Origin of the sequence: Paraburkholderia bryophila, from assembly GCF_013409255.1 — a bacterium.
In the GTDB taxonomy this organism is placed as follows: Bacteria; Pseudomonadota; Gammaproteobacteria; order Burkholderiales; family Burkholderiaceae; genus Paraburkholderia.
In genome coordinates this window covers 2,244,069-2,261,872 of sequence record NZ_JACCAS010000002.1, presented here as the reverse complement: position 1 = coordinate 2,261,872, position 17,804 = coordinate 2,244,069, and the positions used below count along the sequence as shown (strand labels likewise).

General features: G+C 65.0%; 16 protein-coding genes. 12 read left to right on the top strand and 4 right to left on the bottom strand.

The genetic code is table 11. The features are described 5' to 3' along the window. The 3 genes from GGD40_RS31065 to GGD40_RS31055 all read left to right on the top strand — a co-directional run bounded on the left by GGD40_RS31065 (window position 1) and on the right by GGD40_RS31055 (window position 5,119). Window positions 1-1,860: a TRAP transporter large permease gene (locus GGD40_RS31065; RefSeq protein WP_035555263.1), complete on the top strand. Its 1,860-nt coding sequence runs from the start codon at window positions 1-3 to the stop codon at window positions 1,858-1,860. Window positions 1,861-2,044: 184 nt separating this feature from the next. Then, window positions 2,045-4,135 carry a transketolase gene (tkt, locus tag GGD40_RS31060; RefSeq protein ID WP_179746214.1) on the top strand — a complete coding sequence of 697 codons (2,091 nt, stop codon included), beginning with the start codon at window positions 2,045-2,047 and terminating at the stop codon, window positions 4,133-4,135. Between the two features lie 18 nt (window positions 4,136-4,153). Further along, window positions 4,154-5,119, top strand: coding sequence for a D-2-hydroxyacid dehydrogenase (locus tag GGD40_RS31055; RefSeq protein WP_035562702.1), 966 nt, complete (start codon window positions 4,154-4,156; stop codon window positions 5,117-5,119). A gap of 54 nt (window positions 5,120-5,173) precedes the next feature. Here the strand turns inward: GGD40_RS31055 and GGD40_RS31050 are convergent, their stop codons facing one another. Then, a complete protein-coding gene (locus tag GGD40_RS31050) occupies window positions 5,174-5,863 on the bottom strand; it encodes an LrgB family protein (RefSeq protein WP_179746213.1) in 690 nt (229 codons plus the stop codon). A gap of 9 nt (window positions 5,864-5,872) precedes the next feature. After that, window positions 5,873-6,268 (bottom strand): CidA/LrgA family protein, encoded by a 396-nt coding sequence (locus GGD40_RS31045; protein ID WP_176061214.1) that lies wholly within the window; start codon window positions 6,266-6,268, stop codon window positions 5,873-5,875. Window positions 6,269-6,507: 239 nt separating this feature from the next. Here GGD40_RS31045 and gcvA point away from each other — a divergent pair, with 239 nt between their 5' ends. After that, window positions 6,508-7,446 carry a transcriptional regulator GcvA gene (gene gcvA / locus GGD40_RS31040; RefSeq protein WP_179746212.1) on the top strand — a complete coding sequence of 313 codons (939 nt, stop codon included), beginning with the start codon at window positions 6,508-6,510 and terminating at the stop codon, window positions 7,444-7,446. A 7-nt stretch (window positions 7,447-7,453) separates the two neighbouring features. On the opposite strand, the gene GGD40_RS31035 is transcribed toward gcvA, so the two are convergent. After that, window positions 7,454-8,230, bottom strand: coding sequence for an SDR family NAD(P)-dependent oxidoreductase (locus GGD40_RS31035; RefSeq protein WP_035555257.1), 777 nt, complete (start codon window positions 8,228-8,230; stop codon window positions 7,454-7,456). A gap of 198 nt (window positions 8,231-8,428) precedes the next feature. Between GGD40_RS31035 and GGD40_RS31030 the strand changes: the two genes are divergently transcribed. After that, entirely contained in the window at window positions 8,429-9,037 is a 609-nt protein-coding gene (locus GGD40_RS31030) for a TetR/AcrR family transcriptional regulator (RefSeq protein ID WP_179746211.1), read from the top strand. A 123-nt stretch (window positions 9,038-9,160) separates the two neighbouring features. Beyond that, window positions 9,161-10,309 (top strand): peptidyl-alpha-hydroxyglycine alpha-amidating lyase family protein, encoded by a 1,149-nt coding sequence (locus GGD40_RS31025; protein WP_179710438.1) that lies wholly within the window; start codon window positions 9,161-9,163, stop codon window positions 10,307-10,309. 14 nt (window positions 10,310-10,323) lie between these two features. Here GGD40_RS31025 and GGD40_RS31020 read toward each other — a convergent pair whose 3' ends face one another. Next, window positions 10,324-11,292 carry a LysR family transcriptional regulator gene (locus GGD40_RS31020; RefSeq protein ID WP_179746210.1) on the bottom strand — a complete coding sequence of 323 codons (969 nt, stop codon included), beginning with the start codon at window positions 11,290-11,292 and terminating at the stop codon, window positions 10,324-10,326. Window positions 11,293-11,393: 101 nt separating this feature from the next. On the opposite strand from GGD40_RS31020, the gene GGD40_RS31015 reads away from it, so the two are divergent. The 6 genes from GGD40_RS31015 (at window position 11,394) to GGD40_RS30990 (ending at window position 17,782) form a co-directional block, all read left to right on the top strand. Next, a complete protein-coding gene (locus tag GGD40_RS31015) occupies window positions 11,394-12,470 on the top strand; it encodes an ABC transporter ATP-binding protein (RefSeq protein ID WP_179710441.1) in 1,077 nt (358 codons plus the stop codon). Window positions 12,471-12,564: 94 nt separating this feature from the next. Next, entirely contained in the window at window positions 12,565-13,290 is a 726-nt protein-coding gene (locus tag GGD40_RS31010) for an HAD-IA family hydrolase (protein ID WP_179746209.1), read from the top strand. A 5-nt stretch (window positions 13,291-13,295) separates the two neighbouring features. After that, complete coding sequence (locus GGD40_RS31005; RefSeq protein WP_179746208.1) at window positions 13,296-14,633, top strand: NAD(P)/FAD-dependent oxidoreductase; 1,338 nt, start codon at window positions 13,296-13,298, stop codon at window positions 14,631-14,633. Next, window positions 14,630-15,538, top strand: coding sequence for an ABC transporter permease (locus GGD40_RS31000; protein WP_179710445.1), 909 nt, complete (start codon window positions 14,630-14,632; stop codon window positions 15,536-15,538). Before GGD40_RS31005 ends, GGD40_RS31000 begins: the two co-directional genes overlap by 4 nt. Further along, window positions 15,535-16,329, top strand: a complete 795-nt coding sequence (locus tag GGD40_RS30995; RefSeq protein WP_179710447.1) for an ABC transporter permease — start codon at window positions 15,535-15,537, stop codon at window positions 16,327-16,329. The genes GGD40_RS31000 and GGD40_RS30995 overlap by 4 nt, the downstream gene beginning before the upstream one ends. Before the next feature lie 25 nt (window positions 16,330-16,354). Then, window positions 16,355-17,782: an aldehyde dehydrogenase family protein gene (locus tag GGD40_RS30990; protein ID WP_179746207.1), complete on the top strand. Its 1,428-nt coding sequence runs from the start codon at window positions 16,355-16,357 to the stop codon at window positions 17,780-17,782. Window positions 17,783-17,804 lie beyond the last annotated feature (22 nt).

Genomic DNA, 17,804 nt, shown 5'->3' with positions numbered 1-17,804 from the left:
ATGACCACGATCTTCTATTCGCACGACGCGCAGCACCGCTTCGCCTGCGCGCTCGATTCCGCGCTCGGGCATCTGGTGGAGATTCCCGCCGCGTTGCTGGTGCTGGCGGAAATCGGCGTGCTGCTGGCCGGTGTGACGAGCCGCTACGTGCTGCATGCGCCGCTCGTCTGGTCCGACGAACTCGCGTCGATGCTGTTCCTGTGGCTCGCCATGCTCGGCGCCGTGATCGCGTTGCGGCGCGGCGAGCATATGCGGATGACGGCGCTGGTCGGCATGGCGTCCCCGGGCGTGCGGGCGTTTCTCGACGTGGTGGCGATCGCCGCGCCGATCGCGTTTCTGGCGATGGTGGTCGGCCCCGCGATCAGCTTCGCGCAGGACGAGTCGTTCATCACCACGCCCGCGCTCGAACTGTCGAATTCGTGGCGCGCGGCCGCGTTGCCGATCGGCTCGGCGTTGATGCTGCTGGTCGCCGTGGTGCGGCTCGCGCGCATGGGTAACTGGCGGCTGATTCTGGCCGCGCTGGCCACCGTCGGCGCGCTGGTCGGCGTCTTCGTTCTGCTCGGACCGATGTTGCGCGATCTCGGCAATTTGAACCTGCTGATCTTTTTCGTCGGGCTGGTCGCGCTCGGCGTGTTGAGCGGCGTGCCGATCGCGTTCTCGTTCGGACTCGCCACCTTCGGCTACCTCGCGCTCACCACCAACACGCCGATGCCGGTGGTAGTCGGCCGGATGGACGAAGGCATGTCGCATCTGATTCTGCTTTCCGTGCCGCTGTTCGTGTTTCTCGGCCAGTTGATCGAAATGACCGGCATGGCCGCCGCGATGATCGCGTTTCTCGCCAGTCTGCTCGGCCATGTGCGCGGCGGTTTGTCGTATGTGCTGGTCGGCGCGATGTATCTGGTGTCCGGGATCTCGGGTTCCAAAGCCGCCGACATGGCCGCCGTCGCGCCAGTGCTGTTTCCGGAGATGAAAGCGCGCGGCGCGAAACCCGGCGATCTGGTCGCGCTGCTCGCCGCGACCGGCGCACAGACCGAAACGATTCCACCGAGCCTCGTGCTGATCACACTCGGTTCGGTAACGGGTGTGTCGATCTCGGCGCTGTTCACGGGCGGCATGCTGCCTGGCATCGTGCTGGCGTTCACGTTGTGCCTTGTCGTGCAGTGGCGTTACCGGCGCGAGGATATGTCCGGAGTGAAGCGTGCGACGCGCGGCGAGATTCTGCGCAAGCTCGTGATCGCGTTCCCGGCGCTTGCATTGCCGTTCGTGATTCGCGCGGCCGTTGTCGAAGGCATCGCGACGGCGACCGAAGTGTCCACCATCGGCATTGCGTATGCGGTGCTGGCGGGCCTGCTGATCTATCGCCGCTTCGAGTGGAAACGGCTCAAGCCGATGCTGATCGATACCGCGTCGCTGTCCGGCGCGATCCTGCTGATCATCGGCGCGGCCACCGCGATGGCGTGGGCGCTGACCCAGTCCGGCTTCTCGGGCCAGCTCGCGCAAACGCTCGGCGCGTTGCCCGGCGGCGCGGCAATGTTCATGGCGGCGTCGATCTGCGTGTTCGTGATTCTCGGCAGCGTGCTCGAAGGGATTCCGGCCATCGTGCTGTTCGGCCCGCTGATGTTTCCGATCGCGCGCGCTATGCACATTCACGACGTGCACTACGCGATGGTCGTGATTCTGTCGATGGGTGTGGGCCTGTTCGCGCCGCCGTTCGGCGTGGGTTATTACTCGGCGTGCGCCGTGAGCCGTATTCATCCGGACGAAGGCATGAAGCCGATTCTGGGTTATATCGCCGCGTTGATGGTCGGGCTGATCGTGGTGGCCGCGGTGCCGTGGATTTCGATCGGGTTCCTGCATTAAGTTGCTGATGCGCGAGGTTGCGTCGGGTTGCCCTGAGCACGACGCAACCCGGCTTCGCGCAACCTTGGTTCTTGTTTCGCCCGCTGCACTCGCTTCGCCCTTCACAACCGAATCATTCCGTTTGTTCCAATCTGTCAGATTGCCGCCGCCCGCTTCGCGGGCTGGCGTAGAGGAGCCTGTTGCCATGTCCACCACCGAAGCCCAACCTGCTGCGATTAACGCTTCGCCCGCTTCCATTGCGCCTTCGGCCTCTCCAGCGCCTGCCGCTTCGACGCTCGCGCAACCAAACGCGCAACCGCAAGCGCAGCCCACGTTGCCCCTCGCCGATGCGATCCGCTTCCTCTCCATCGACGCGATCCTGCGCGCCGGCGAAGGCCATCAAGGCGTGCCGCTCGGCATGGCCGAAATCGCCACCGCGCTATTTACGCAGCACCTCAAGTTCAATCCCGCCGATCCCACCTGGCCCGACCGCGACCGCTTCGTGCTGTCCAACGGACACGGCTCGCTGCTGCTTTACGCGCTGCTCTATCTGACCGGCTATGGCGCGATTAGCCTCGCGCAACTCCAATCGTTCCGCGAACTCGGCTCGCATTGCGCGGGCCACCCAGAATACGAACCGGCGCACGGCATTGAAGCCACCACCGGCCCGCTCGGCCAGGGCATTGCCAACGCGTTCGGCATGGCGATCGCCGAAGCGTATCTCGCGGCGAAATTCGGCAGCGATCTGGTCGATCACACCACGTACGCGTTTGTCGGCGACGGCTGTTTGCAGGAAGGCATCGGTCAGGAAATGATTTCGCTGGCCGGGCATCTGCAACTGGGCAAACTGATTCTCTGCTGGGACGACAACCAGATCACCGACGACGGCAGTACCTCGCTGTCGATCAGCGAAGACGTCTGCGCGCGCTTTCGTGTCGGCGGCTGGCAGGTGATCGAAGTGGACGGGCACGATCTCGAAGCGGTGTCGGCGGCATTGACGATCGCGCGCGCGGACCCGCGGCCTTCGATGATCGCGTGCAAGACCGTGATCGGACGCGGCATTGCGCGCTTGCAGGGGCAGCGCGGCGGCCACAGCGGCAAGCTGTTCCAGGCGGACGCCGACGCGGCACGCGAACAACTCGGCTGGCCGCACGCGCCGTTCGACGTGCCCACGGAGATTCTGAACGCGTGGCGCGCGGCCGGGCATCGCAACGACGCGCAACATCGCGCATGGCAGGCGCGCGTCGCCGCGTTGCCGGAGGCGCAGCGCGCCGAGTTCAAGCGGGTGCAGTCCGGTCATCTGCCGCAAGGCTGGCGCGACGTGCTCGACGACTATCGCAAGCGCGCCGTGGAGCGCGGCGAAGCGCAACCCGGCATCGCCGTATCCGGTGAAATCAGTGACCTGCTCGCGCCGTTGCTGCCGGAACGCATGGTCGGTTGCGCCGATCTCGAAGCGCCCACCGGACACAAGCGCCAATTGCACGCGTTCACCGCTGCGGACCGCAGCGGCGCCTACGTTCACTGCGGCGTGCGCGAACATCTGATGGGCGCGATGGCCAACGGCATGGCGGCGCACGGCGGCGTGATCGCGACCAGCGTCACGTATCTGGCGTTCTCCGACTATCAACGGCCGGCCATGCGGATGGCCGCGTTAATGGGCTTGCCGGTGCATTTCGTGTTCAGCCACGACTCGATCGGCGTCGGCAAAAACGGGCCCACGCATCAGCCCGTCGAAATCCTCGCGTCGCTGCGCGCGATGCCGAACATGCGCGTGCTGCGTCCCGCCGACGCCGTGGAAGCCGCCGAATGCTGGGCGCTCGCACTGGAACACCGGCATGGTCCGAGCACGCTGGTGTTTGCGCGCCAGGCGCTGCCGCTGGTGCGCCGCGAACACAGTATCGAGTCGTTGTCGAAGCGCGGCGCTTACGTGCTCGCCGAAGCGAGCGACGCACCGCGCGCGGTCACCCTGCTCGCCACGGGTTCCGAAGTGGCGCTCGCGCTGCAGGCGCGCCGCCGCTTGCAGGACGAAGGCATTGCGACGGCGGTCGTGTCCATGCCCTGCTGGGAGATCTTCGACGAACAGGATGCCGCCTACCGCTCAGCAGTGCTCGGCGCAGGCACCGTGCGCGTGGGCATCGAAGCGGCCTTGCGTTTCGGCTGGGACCGCTATCTCGGCGAGCGGGGTGGGTTCGTGGGTATGACGGGATTCGGCGCGTCGGCGTCGGCGGAAACGCTGTATGAACACTTCGGCATCACCGCGGAATATATCGTCGCTGAAGCGAAGCGGCACCTGTAAATCATCGGGGACATGACCATGCATAAGATCGTTTTTCTCGACCGCACGACGTTGGCGCCGCAAATCGTGTTGCGCGAGCCGCGCTTCGATCATCAACTGATCGAGCACGATCGCACCGCGCCGGATCAGGTGCTCAAGCGCCTGGCCGGGGCGTCGATTGCGATTACCAACAAGGTCGCGTTAACCGACGACCTGCTCGCGCAGTTGCCCGACCTGAAGCTCGTCGCGGTGGCCGCGACCGGCACGGACTGCGTCGACAAAGCGGCGTGCGAACGACTCGGCATCGCGGTCAGCAATATTCGCGGCTATGCGATCAACACGGTGCCCGAGCACACCTTCGCGTTGATCCTCGCGCTGCGGCGCAATCTGATCGCCTATCGCGAGGACGTACTCGCCGGTGAGTGGCAGAAGTCCGGGCAATTCTGTTTCTTCACACACGCGATTCACGATCTGGCCGGCGCGCGGCTCGGCATCATCGGCGAAGGGGTATTGGGGCAGCGCGTCGCGGAAATCGGCAAGGCCTTCGGCATGCAGCCGATGTTCGCCGCGCACAAAGGCCGCGAAGGGCTCGGCCCGTTGTACACGCCATGGGACGAAGTGCTGGCGACCAGCGACATCATCACCGTACACAGTCCGCTCACGCCGCACACGCGCAACATGCTGGCCATGCCCGAGTTTCGCGCGATGCAGCGGCGGCCGCTGCTGATCAACACGGCGCGCGGCGGACTCGTCGATGAACACGCGCTGGTGCAGGCGCTCGATGAAGGGCTGATCAGCGGCGCGGGATTCGATGTGACGGCGGGTGAGCCGCCGGACGACGACAACCCGCTGCTGCGCGCCGCCGGTCGGCCGAATGTGATTCTGACGCCGCATGTGGCGTGGGCGTCGGATGAGGCGCAGCAGCGGCTGGCCGATCAGTTGATGGATAACATCGAGAACTTTGTCGATGGGACGCCGAGTAATCTGGTGCGGGGGAGTTATTGAACGGGGACGAAGACGGACGCGGTGCGTCGCCCATGCGCTGCTGTCCTGATCCGCTCACAGCAAGCGGAAAATCACCGGCAACAGCACCGCCGACGCGCAGCCCATCAGCACCATGCCGAGCGTGGCGAAGGCCACGGCTTCCGAGCCGAACTCGAGCGCACGCGTAATACCGAAGGTGTGTGACGTCAAACCCAGCGTGAAGCCCTTCACCGCCGGATCGTCGATACGAAGCGTCTTGAGCAGGAACGGCGTCAACGTCACACCAACCAGCCCCGTGACGAACACGCCGAGAATCGTCAGCGGCACGGACCCGCCGATTTTGCCCGCCACCGATAAAGCAATCGGCGTGGTCAGCGATTTGGTGCTGAGCGCCCGCTCCATCAGCGGACTCAACCCGAAGCCGCGCCCGAGCAGCAACGCGCTGCCCGTCACCGTCACGCCGCCAAGCAAGGTCGCGAACGCAATCCGCCACAGCGCCCCTCGCGCCTTGTGGACGTTCTCGTAAAGCGGCACGGCCAGCGCGACCACGGCTGACCCGAGCAGGTCGTGCAACGGCGCGGTGGCCTCGAAATACCGGCTATACGGCAGCCCGGCGCTCAGCAGCGCGACCACCAGTACACTGGTGGCGATCAGCACCGGTTGCAGCACGGGCAGTTTTCCCGAGCGCAGATATAGCCAGTTGCCGGCCGAATAGGCGGCAATGGTTAGCGCGATGAAGCCCAGAGAAATCGTGGCGGTCGTCATGTCCAGCCTCTAGCGTTGTGGAACGGATGACGCAAGCGGATCGGCGGCGGTGTCAACGCCAACGCCAACGTCGCCGTGACCCAGCAGTGCGTTGGCGATCCAGGCCGTGGCGAGACTGCCGCCCACCAGCGCGAGCACCAGCACGCAGGCGAGTCCAGGGATGCCGGACGGCACACGATGAATCAGTTCGACCACGCCGACGCAGGTCGGCACCAGCATCAATGCAAGGTAGCGCAGCAACGTGTCGGCCGGCCCTTTGAGTGGGGCATCTACCTTGCCGCGCACGACCAGCAGCGCGAACACCAGACCCAGTCCGATGATCGGTCCGGGGACCGGCAGCGCGAAACGCGTCGACAGGTCGTTGCCGACCAGATACATGGCAATGAAGAAGGCGAAACCGAACATGATCAGAGCGCTTTATCGAAGACGGCGCACGGGTGGCGCCGGACCTCAGCACTGTGACATCGGCCGGTCAACGCGAAAAGCGAGCATTTCGCAAGCTCGGATTAGTTTTGTTTGTGTCGGGTGAGCCGGCATAAGCCGGCATGAGCCGCGCTATACCCGAAAGGCTTTTCGCTTTGTCATGCGGACAAATCGGTGAATAATCGCTGTTCGCGCTTTACTTTGGCCACCGTCCGAATTCGATGAAATATCGCTTGCCGCCGTTGAACGCACTTCGCGCTTTCGAAGCCGCCGCACGGCATATGAGCTTCAAGAACGCCGCGGAAGAACTGTGCGTCACGCCCGCGGCGATCAGCCATCAGATCCGCAGCATCGAGGAATACCTCGGCATCGAGCTGTTTTGCCGCTCGAATCGCACGATCGAATTGACCGAACACGGCAAACGCTGTTTTCAGGAAGTCACGCTGGGCTTCACGCATCTGACGCGCGCCATGACCTGGGTCGACACGAGCCAGGAATCCCAGCGGCTGGTCATTACGGCGGGCCCGGCCTTCACGACCAAATGGCTCGTGCCGCGTCTGTCGGCTTTCACCGAATTGCACCCCGGCATCAAGACGCGCGTGTCGGCTTCGCTGGCGCTATGCGATTTCGTCAAGGAAGGCGTGGACGTGGCGATCCGCTTCGGCCGCATCGACACCGCGGGCTTGCATGTCGAACGCCTGATCGAGGAATCCGTGGCGCCGATGTGCAGCCCCGCGTTGCGTAACGCGGACGGCAAGCCCCTCACCCCCGCCGATCTCGCGCACGTCCCCCTGATTCACGACGAGTCGCTGCGAATGGTCGACCCGGCCGCTACCGGCTGGTCGGAGTGGTTCAAGCAGGCGGGCCTGAAAGGCGATGCCACGCGCGGCCTGTTTTTCAATCACGCGGATCACGCGCTCCAGGCCGCGGCCGAAGGCACGGGCGTCGTGTTGGGCCGGCGCGTACTGGCTGCGCCGGACGTGCGCAACGAACGCCTGATGATCCCGTTCGGCCCCGAAGTTGCAACGGGGCTGTTCTTTCACTTCGTCACGACGCCGGAGAAAAGCCGGAACGCTACGGTGAAGGTGTTCCGCGACTGGCTGTTCGAAGAACTGCGCCGTGAAGTGAAGCCGCTAGCGTGGGGAAACGGCACCCGCTAGCCGCGCATCACCCCTGACGAAACAGCGCCGAGCCCCAAGGTGCGCCAGTCGTGCCACCATCCACGACAATCTCCGCGCCCGTCATTCCCGAAGCGTCGTTCGACGCGAGGAACAGCACCGCCGCCGCGACTTCTTCCGGCGTGGCCAGGCGGCCAAACGGAATACGCGGTGCGAGCGCCTCTTCAGTACCGTCGAGCGTGGCGCCCTCACGCGCGCCGCGCGTCCAGATCGGTGTGCGCGTGCCGCCCGGAATCACGGTATTCACGCGAATGCCGCGTTGCACCAGTTCGGTTGCGAAGACTTTCGCCATGCCCGTAATGCCCGCCTTGGTCGCGGAATAAGCCGCCGAGCCCGGCGAGCCGAGTTCGCGCATCACCGAACCGTTCAGGACGATCGCACCGCCGGCGCTCATCAGCGGCAGCGCGGCCTGCACCGTCAGAAAGACCGCGGTCAGGTTGGTGCGCAGAATCGCCTCGAATGCGGCGGCCGATGTGCCGCCGAGCGGCGTCGGCCCTGAAATGCCGGCGTTCGCGAAGACAATGTCGAGCGAACCGTACGCGCTGCCGATCCGTTCGAATAGCGTGCCGATGGCCGCTTCGTCGTCGAGATTGGCCTGCACGCCTAGTGCGTTTTCGCCTAGCTCGGCGACCGCCTGGTCCAGCTTCGCGCGATCGCGGCCGGTAATCACCACGCGTGCGCCTTCGGCAATCATCAGCTTTGCCGTGACGAAACCAATGCCGCTATTGCCACCCGTGACCAACGCTGTCTTTCCCGTGAAACGCATCATCTTTCTCCTTCATGGCGCCGCCGGCCCAGCCAGAGCGATGGCCGCGCGACACCCGAAAACGGTTAAGCGGCCGAACACCGCCGCAAATAAACAGACATCCCGACGATGTCTCATCAGACCATTCTGCATGTTGATCGTCATGCACATTTTCAGTATTATGCTCGTCATGCAGATTGTCAAGAGGCGGTGAACGAAATGGGCTACTCGCAGGCACAGAAGGCGGAAAGCCGGCAGCGTGTGCTGGAAACAGCGTCGCGGCAAATCCGTGAAGACGGGATCGAGGCGCTCGGCGTGGCGGATTGCATGCGGCGCGCCGGGCTCACGCATGGCGCGTTCTACGGGCATTTTTCTTCGCGCGACGCGTTGATCGTCGAGGCGCTGGAATACGCGGTCGCTCAGAGCCGGCAGCGCATCGCGGCACTCAACACGGCGTCGGGTAAAGGCGGGGCCAAAGCGAAAGACCCATTGCAGGCCGTGGCGGAATTGTTTCTCAGCGATCGCCACGTCAAGGATCCCGGCAACGGTTGCGCGTTGTGCTCGCTGGCCGGCGAAGCCCGCCATGCGAGTCCGGAAGTCCGGGACCGTTTGACCCAGTACGTCCACTCGCTGACGTCGCAGATCGCCAAAACCCTGGCGGGTCCCAGCGAGAGCATGGCGCTCGGCATCGTCGCGACGATTGTCGGCGCGGTCACGCTGGCGCGCGCGGTCGACGAAGACAAGCTCGCGAAAGCGATTCTGGCTTCGTCGCTGGCGTTGATCGTCGCGCAGAACAAGGACGCGCGGCAAGCGGGGGCCATGGCGTAAAGACGACTTAGCCATTAAGCGCTTTGTGAACTAGGATTGCTTCTGTACGTTCGGCACATGACGTGTGCCTGATACGACTATCGCGCATGGGACCCGAATCAGCGTGCCCACCGGAGACAGAAGATGAACGAACAATATGGGTCGTTGTGCCCTTGCTGCGGCAGCGCGGAACATCGCGCAATCAGTCGCCGTACGTTCCTGAACCTGATCGCCGGCACCGCTGCCGGTCTCGCCATGCCATCCGCCTTCGCGGACACCCAATCCGCACCCGCGATTCCTTACGACTCGATTGCCAATCCCGTTCATTTGCCTAAAGACACGTATTTCGGCGAATGCTCCGGCATCGCGCTCAACTCGCATGGACATATCTTCGTGCTGTCGCGCGGCAACACCCACGGACCAGCCTATGGCGCGGCAGCGGCGCAATTGCTGGAGTTCGCGCCCGACGGCCGTTTCGTTCGCGAGATAGGACGCAATCTGTACGCGTGGTCGTTCGCGCATACGGTCAAGATCGACCGGCAAGACAATATCTGGGTGACGGACAAAGGCTCCGACATGGTGATCAAATTCACTCCGGACGGCCGCGTCGCGATGGTATTCGGCCGCAAGCAGGAAGCCGCCGACGAAGACACCGCGCCGCTCAAACACCCTAACCCGCCCCTGCCCGCCGAAGACGGACGCTTCCGCCAGGTGACGGACGTTGCGTGGGACGTGGCGGGCAATACGTACATCAGCGACGGCTATATCAACTCGCGCGTCGCCAAAGTGGATCGCGACGGCAACTGGCTCAAATCATGGGGCGAGCGCGGCACCGGTCCGGGACAGTTTCATACGCCGCACAGCATCGCGCTCGACGCGCACGACAACATCTACGTGGCCGACCGCAGCAACCGGCGCATTCAGGTGTTCGATACCGAAGGCACGTTCCTGCGGCAATTCACGATCGACGTGCCGGTGCCGCCGGGCGCGCGTCCGGCGATCGGCAACATGCCGGACGAAGCCACCTTCGCGGCCGGCACGTTTGCGCCGGGCGCACCGTGGGCGATCTGCATTTCACCGGGACCGAATCAGGTGCTGTATAGCGCCGACGGTTATCCGGGCCGTATCTACAAGATGACGCTCGACGGGAAAGTGCTCGGCGTGCTCGGTCAATCCGGCAAACAGTTGAAGCAGTTCGGCTGGATTCATCAGATGGCGTGCCCGTCGGAGAACGTGTTGTTCGTGGCCGAACTATTGAACTGGCGGGTGCAGAAGCTGGTGTTGCATGCGTGACGCGACTGCGGCCCCTAGATTGCGAGTCCCGCGCCCGCGAGCGAACGCCGCAGCCCCAATTGCGGATACGTGCGATCGACCTTGCGCACGTCGGCGCGGGTCTCCTCGACGATCCAGTCGCGCACCTGCGCCGCCGCAGGCGGCAACGCGCGGTTCTCCGGCCACACCAGACAGCAGCGCCGGTTCGTGACGATCAATTCCTGTTCGGCCGGCTGCAGCGCGCCCTCCAGCAGCCAATGCGACACCACATTGAGCCAGCCGAGCGCGACGCCCTGACCAAGCAGGGCCGCCTGCACGACGATCGCGTAGTCGTTGAAACTCAACATGCTCGCGGCATGCCGCCCATGTACCGCGAAGGCCGAGAAGCGGTCATGCCAGCCGCGTTCGCCGTCGTCCATCACGATCACGGTGTCGCCGTGCTCGCGGCCCGCTTCGGTCGCCGCCGTGTCGTGGTAGTGGCGATTGCACACCGGCAACAGCGTCTCCGGCATGACCAGCACGCTGTTCTCACCGATCTCGTCTTCGCGCAGAAAACGCATGCCCAGATCGACGTCGACGAGCGGTCCGCCAATGCGCCCCGAGATCAGCTGATACCGCAAGTCGACGTTCGGAAACGCCTGATTCAGCCGGTTCATGCGCGGCATCAGCCAGTGCGTCGTGAAGGCCGTGGACACCGACAGCGTGACCGACTCGACACCGGTTGCGCGCGCCTCGATCTCGCGGATCGCGCCTTCTATACCGTTGAAGCCCTCGGAGATCTTCCGGTAAAGAATCCTGCCGTTCTCGGTCAACTCGATACCGCCGCGCACCCGCTCGAAAAGACGCACGCCGAGATGGTCTTCCATACGCGCGAGCATGCGGCTCACCGCCGGCTGACTGACGTAAAGTTCCTGCGCCGCGCGCGTGAAGTTGCCGCAACGCGCTGCAGCTTCGAACACGAACAGCGCATTGGCGCTCGGCAGTTTTTTACGGAGATTAGGCATGACTTGATGTTATGCCTTCTCCAACAATTTGGGAATTGCCGCCAAAAATGACGCGGCCTATATTTTCCCTAACGCAGGCTTTTACAGCGAGACAGAACGTCATGGACGCACGAGCGAAAACAGGTGTTTCGATCCGATCGGCAGCGAAGCGCTATGGCCCGGTCGTGGCCCTCGACGACGTATCGCTCGAGATCGCGCCGGGAGAATTCGTCTCGCTGCTCGGGCCCTCGGGATCGGGCAAGACAACGCTGCTCGGCATTCTCGGCGGCTTCGTGCAGCCCAGCTCCGGCACGGTCTGGGTCGGCGAGCGCGACATTACATTCGCGCCGCCGCACAAGCGGGACATCGGCATCGTGTTTCAGAACTACGCGCTGTTTCCGCATATGAGCGTCGGCGAGAACGTCGCGTTTCCCTTGCGCGCGCGCCGTCAACCCAAAGCGACGTGGGCGAAGAAAGTCGCCGACGCGCTCGCGATGGTCGAACTGGCCGGCTACGAGAATCGCGGCATCGCCCAGTTGTCGGGCGGCCAGCGTCAGCGCGTGGCGCTCGCCCGCGCGATGGTCTTCGAGCCGCAACTGATCCTGATGGACGAACCGCTCTCCGCGCTCGACAAGCAGTTGCGCGAAACCATGCAGATCGAACTGCGCAGACTGCATCGCAAGCTCGGCGCGACGATCGTCTACGTCACGCACGACCAGCGCGAGGCGCTCACCATGAGCGACCGCGTCGCCGTGCTGAAGAACGGCCGGCTGGTGCAGATCGACACGCCCGAGCGACTCTATGACCGCCCGTGCGATGCGTTCGTCGCGAGCTTTATCGGCGAGGCGACGCTGCTCGACGTGACACGCGCCGGCACGGACGCCGTGCGTCTCGGCGAGACCCTGCTGCGCACTGCTCACCCGCTGCCGCGCGGCGACAAGCTGCTGCTCGCGGTGCAGACCGAAAAACTCGTCATCGACGGGGACGGCGCACACGACGGCGTCAACCGGCTGTCGTGCCGCGTCACCGAGGTGCTGTATCAGGGCGAGAGCCTGCGCGTGTTCGCCGCGCTCGCCGACGGCACCGCCATCAGTCTGCGACAACCCGGCGGCCATGACGCGCGCCGCCGGATTCCGCAGCCGGGCGCGCAGATGAGCGTCACGCTCGATCCCCAGGACACGATCGTGGTGCCCGCGTGATGTCGTCGTAGATCGGCGTGCCGATTCGATTTCCGGGCCCTTGCAGGGGCCGCTTCCTCTCCCGATTCACAGCAAACCGCAAAAGGATGATTTCATGAAGCTCACCGATTTCAAGGTTCTGACGTTCGACGTCGTCGGCACACTCATCGACTTCGAGCGCGGCGTGCTCGCCTCCGTGCGGCGCCTCGGCGGCGCGGCGGCGCAGGACCTGAGCGACGACCAGATCTTCGAGCCGTACATGCGTGGCCGCGCGGCATTCCCCGGCCGCTCGAGCCACGAAATGGCGAACGTCTACCTGTCGCTGGCGAAAGAACTCGGCCTGCCCGACGACCCGCAATCGGCCGCCGCGTTCCAGCGCGACGTGCTTGAATGGCCCGCGTTCGCGGATTCGGTCGCCGCGCTCAAGCGTCTGCGCAAGCACTACCGGCTGGTCGCGATGACGAATGCGGATCGCGTCGCGCTGTCGGCGTATGCGCACACGCTCGGCGATCCGTTCGACGACACCGTCTGCTGCGACGAAACCGGCGTGGCCAAACCCGATCCGCAATTCTTCGCGTACAACCGCGGCCGTCAGGCGGCCTTCGGCTACAAGTTCGGCGAGATTCTGCACACCGCGCAAAGCCAGTATCACGACATCGGCGTAGCCACGAAGCTCGGCTATGCCACCTGCTGGATCGAACGCCGCCAGGGCAACAAGGGCTTCGGCGCGACGCCAGTGCCGCAAGCCGTGACCACGCCGACCTTCACGTTCCCGACGCTCGCCGCGCTCGCGGACGCGGTCGAAGCCGAAGCACGCACCGCCCTCGCCGTCCCCGCCTGAAGCCGATGCTCGCGCCGACGACCCGCCCCACGCCCCCGCCCGATTCGCTGTGGCGGGCGCTCCTTGCCGCGTCGCCGGACGCCGGAGCGCCGCTCAGCACCGGCGCACCGCTCGCACGCGATCTCGATGTCGACGTCGCCGTGATCGGTGCGGGCTACTCGGGTCTGGCCGCCGCGTATGCGCTGCAAAAGCGCGGCGTCGACTGCGTGGTGCTCGATGCGAACCCGGTCGGCTGGGGCGCGAGTGGACGCAACGGCGGTGTGGTGTCGTCGAAATTCCGGCTGTCGTTTCCCACGATCCACCAGTTGCATGGCCTCGATACCGCGAAGCGCATGCATCGGCTCGCGCACGAAGGCGTGCGCGTGGTCGAAGCGCTGGTGGACGAATTCCAGTTAACGCGCGCCCGCTTCGACACCACCGGTAGTCTGCGTTGTGCTCATACCGAAGCGGCATTCGCCGCCATTCGTGCCGAAGCCGACTGGGTCCGCACGACCCTCGGCGATACGTCGATGAGCGTGCAATCGCGCGCGGAGATCGAGCACGAGACGGGCTCGAAGGGCTTCGTCGGCGGCGTGCTGAGCGCGGACGCCGGTACCATTCTGCCGCTCGAATACGTGCGCGGACTCGCACGCGGCATCACGCTGCGCGGCGTGCCGATCTACGAATCGACACCCGTGCAGCAAATGCAGCGCGCCCCGGGCGACTCGCGCGTGACGCTACGCACGCCGGGCGGCACGGTGCGCGCGAAGCAGGTAATCGTCGCGACCAATGCGTATTCCGATCTCACGGCGGCCACCTCGGCGTATCAGCGCGAACTCGTACCGTTTCGCAGCGCGATGATCGCGACCGAACGTCTGCCCGCCGATCTCGACGCACGTTTGATGGTCGAGCGGCGCAGCTACACCGAAACGCGCCGCATGATGAAGTGGTTCCGCAAAGTGGACGGCCGCATGCTGTTCGGTGGACGCGACGCCTTCGGCAAGGAAGGTCAGACGACCGGCTTCGACGCGTTGCAGCGTGCCATGGTCGCGCTCTTCCCCGATCTCGCGGACGTGCGGGTGGACTACCGCTGGTCGGGCTACGTGGGCATGACGTTCAATTCGCTGCCGCACGTGGGCCGCAGCGACGACGCCACGACCTTTTGTCTGGGGTATAACGGAGCGGGTGTCGCGATGGCGAGCCTGCTCGGCCAGCATGCCGCCGCGCTGGCGCTCGGCGAGACGCCCGAGCTGTCGCTGCTCGGCGCGCCCGGCCTGCGGCCCGTGCCCTTCCATTCGCTGCGTGCGCCGGGTGTCAGGCTCGTCGCCGCGTGGTATCAGTTTCTCGACGCCGTAGGTGCATGATGACAACCGCCAGGCCAATCTTCCAGGGCACCACGCCGATGCAGACCACCGGGTCCGATCCCGCCGCGCGCTACCAGCGCCGCGAGGATCGCACGATGCTTCTCCTGATGGCGCCGGCGCTCCTCGTGATCGTCGTGCTGCTGGTCGTGCCGCTCGCGTGGCTGTCGTGGCAGTCGATCTATCACGACGGCTTCACGTTCGAGAACTATCGGCGTATGTTCAGCGGCGCCTACCTCGAGACGTTTCTGCTGACCTTCAAACTGAGCTTCGTGGTGACCGTCGTCACGCTGCTGCTCGGCTATCCGGTCGCCTACTTCGCGGCCTCGCTGCCGCCAAAGCTGAGCGCGCTGGTGCTCGGCATGGTCATCCTGCCGTTCTGGACGAGCGTGCTGGTGCGCACCTATGCGTGGCTCGTGCTGCTGCAGCGCACCGGTCTCGTCAACAAGGCGTTGATCGCTTCGGGGCTGATCGAGCGGCCGGTGCAGCTCGCGTATAACCAGTTCGGCACGGTCATCGCGATGGTGCACATCCTGCTGCCCTTCATGGTGCTGCCGCTCTATTCGGCGATGCAGAAAATCCCGACGAATCTGTCGCAGGCCGGCGCGAGTCTCGGCGGCTCGCCGCTGCATGTATTCCTGCGCGTGTTTCTGCCGCTGTCGCTGAGCGGCGTGTTTGCCGGCGTGACGCTCGTGTTCGTGCTGTGCCTCGGTTTCTACATCACGCCCGAACTGATGGGCGGCGGCAAGTCGATCATGGTGTCGATGGTCGTGAGCCGCAATGTCGAGATCTACAACAGTTGGGGCGCGGCGAGCGCGGTCAGCGTCGTGCTGCTGGTCTGCGTGTTCGCGATTTTCTACGCCGCAAGCCGTGTGGTGCCACTCGAAAAGACCCTGGGCGCGAAATGAACAAACTCCCATTCGGACGGATCGTCCTCGGCGCGGCGGTCGTGCTGATCCTGCTATTCCTGATGGTGCCGGTGCTGATCGTCGTGCCGCTGTCGTTCTCCGACACCCGTTTCATGACGTTTCCGCCGCCCGCCTATTCGCTGCGCTGGTATCACTCGTTCTTCGACAACCCGGCGTGGATCGATGCCGCGCGCACCACGCTGACCGCCTCGGTGTGCGCCGCGCTGTTCGCCACGCCGCTCGGCGTGGCGGCTGCGTACGCAATCCAGAACGGCACGCACTGGATCATGCGCTACCTGCGCACGCTGCTGATGCTGCCGTTGATGGTGCCGATCATCATCGTCGCGGTGGGGGTGTTCTTCGTCTACTCGCAAGCAGGCTACGTGAATACGCTAGGCGGTCTGATTCTCGCCGACACGATGCTCGGGCTGCCGTACGTGCTGATCTCAGTCGGCGCCGATCTGCGCACCTTCGACCGGACTCAGGAGATGGTCGCCCGCAGCCTCGGCATGAACCGCCTGCGCAGCTTCATGACGGTGACGCTGCCGCAGATCAAGGCCAGCGTGATTTCCGGCGCGGTGTTCGTGTTCATTCAGGCACTCGATGAAACAGTGGTCGCGCTGTTCGTCTCCGGCGGCGAGAACCAGACGCTGACGCGCCGCATGTTCGTCACGCTACGCGACGAGATCGACCCGACCATCGCCGCGATCAGCACGATGCTCACCGCGCTGACGCTGTGCCTCGTGATGATCGTCGTCGTGAGCCGCCGCTCCAGCGCGGCGCGCGCCTGAGCTTCTTCTTCAACACAACTATTCCATGATCAATGCACTGAAGTTCTTTATCGACGGCGCGTGGGTCGAGCCGTCGGGCAACGCACGCCGTCCCGTCGTCGATCCCTGCACCGAGACCGCTTTCGCCGAAGTCGCAATGGGCACGCCGGCCGATGTCGAGCGCGCGGTAGCCGCCGCGAAACGCGCGTTCCCCTCGTTCTCGCAAACCACGCCCGCCGAGCGCCTCGCACTGATCCGCCGCATTCTCGAGGTTTTTCTCGACCGTCAGGACGAACTGGGCGACACGATCTCACGCGAACTCGGCGCGCCGCTCGCGATGGCCCGCGCGTGGCAGGCGGGCATCGGCCGGCGTCATCTTGAAGAACTGATCCGGACTTGCGAGAACTTCGCCTGGCAGCGCAGCAAAGGCAGCACGCTCGTCAATCACGAACCGGTCGGCGTGGTCGCGCTGATCACGCCGTGGAACTGGCCGATCAATCAGATCGTCTGCAAGGTCGCGCCCGCTATCGCGGCCGGCTGCACGATGGTGCTCAAGCCCAGCGAAGTCACGCCGCTCAACGCACTGCTGTTCGCCGAGATTCTCGACGCCGCGGGCGTGCCGCCCGGCGTGTTCAATCTGGTCAACGGCGACGGGCCGAGCGTCGGCGCGGCGCTGGCCGCGCATCCCGACGTCGACATGGTGTCGTTCACGGGTTCGACCCGTGCCGGCGTTGAGATCGCGAAGCTCGCGGCCCCGACCGTCAAGCGCGTGCATCAGGAGCTGGGCGGCAAGTCGGCCAATCTTCTGCTGGACGACGTCGATTTCGAAGCCGCCGTGACGGCGGGCGTCAACGCGTGCTTCAACAACAGCGGGCAGTCGTGCAACGCGCCGACGCGCATGCTGGTGCCCGCGGCACGTCACGACGAAGCGGTGACGATTGCACGGCGCGCGGCGCAGGCGCAGCGCGTCGGCCCGGCGAGCCACGAACGCACGACGATGGGCCCGGTGGTCAGCAGCGTGCAGTTCGAGCGCGTGGAGCGGCTCATCGCGGCCGGCATCGACGAGGGCGCGCAAGTCGTGGCGGGCGGCCTCGGACGCCCGCCGGGTCTCGAACGCGGCTATTACGTGCAACCCACCGTCTTCGCGGACGTGCGTCCTTCGATGACGATCGCGCGTGAAGAGATCTTCGGGCCCGTGCTTGCGATCATGCCGTATCGCGACGAAGAAGAAGCCATCGCGATCGCGAACGACAGTCCGTTCGGCCTGGCCGCCTACGTTCAATCCGCCGATCTGGAACGTGCCCGCCGCGTGGCGTTCAGATTGCGCGCCGGCAGCGTGTATCTGAACTACCCGTCATGGGACGCCGGCTCGCCGTTCGGCGGCTACAAGCAGTCGGGCAACGGCCGCGAATACGCCGAGTGGGGGCTCGAGGCCTTTCTCGAAGTGAAGGGCATCGTGGGGTATGGGCTCTAAGGAGCAGTGAGCGCTGCCAGGA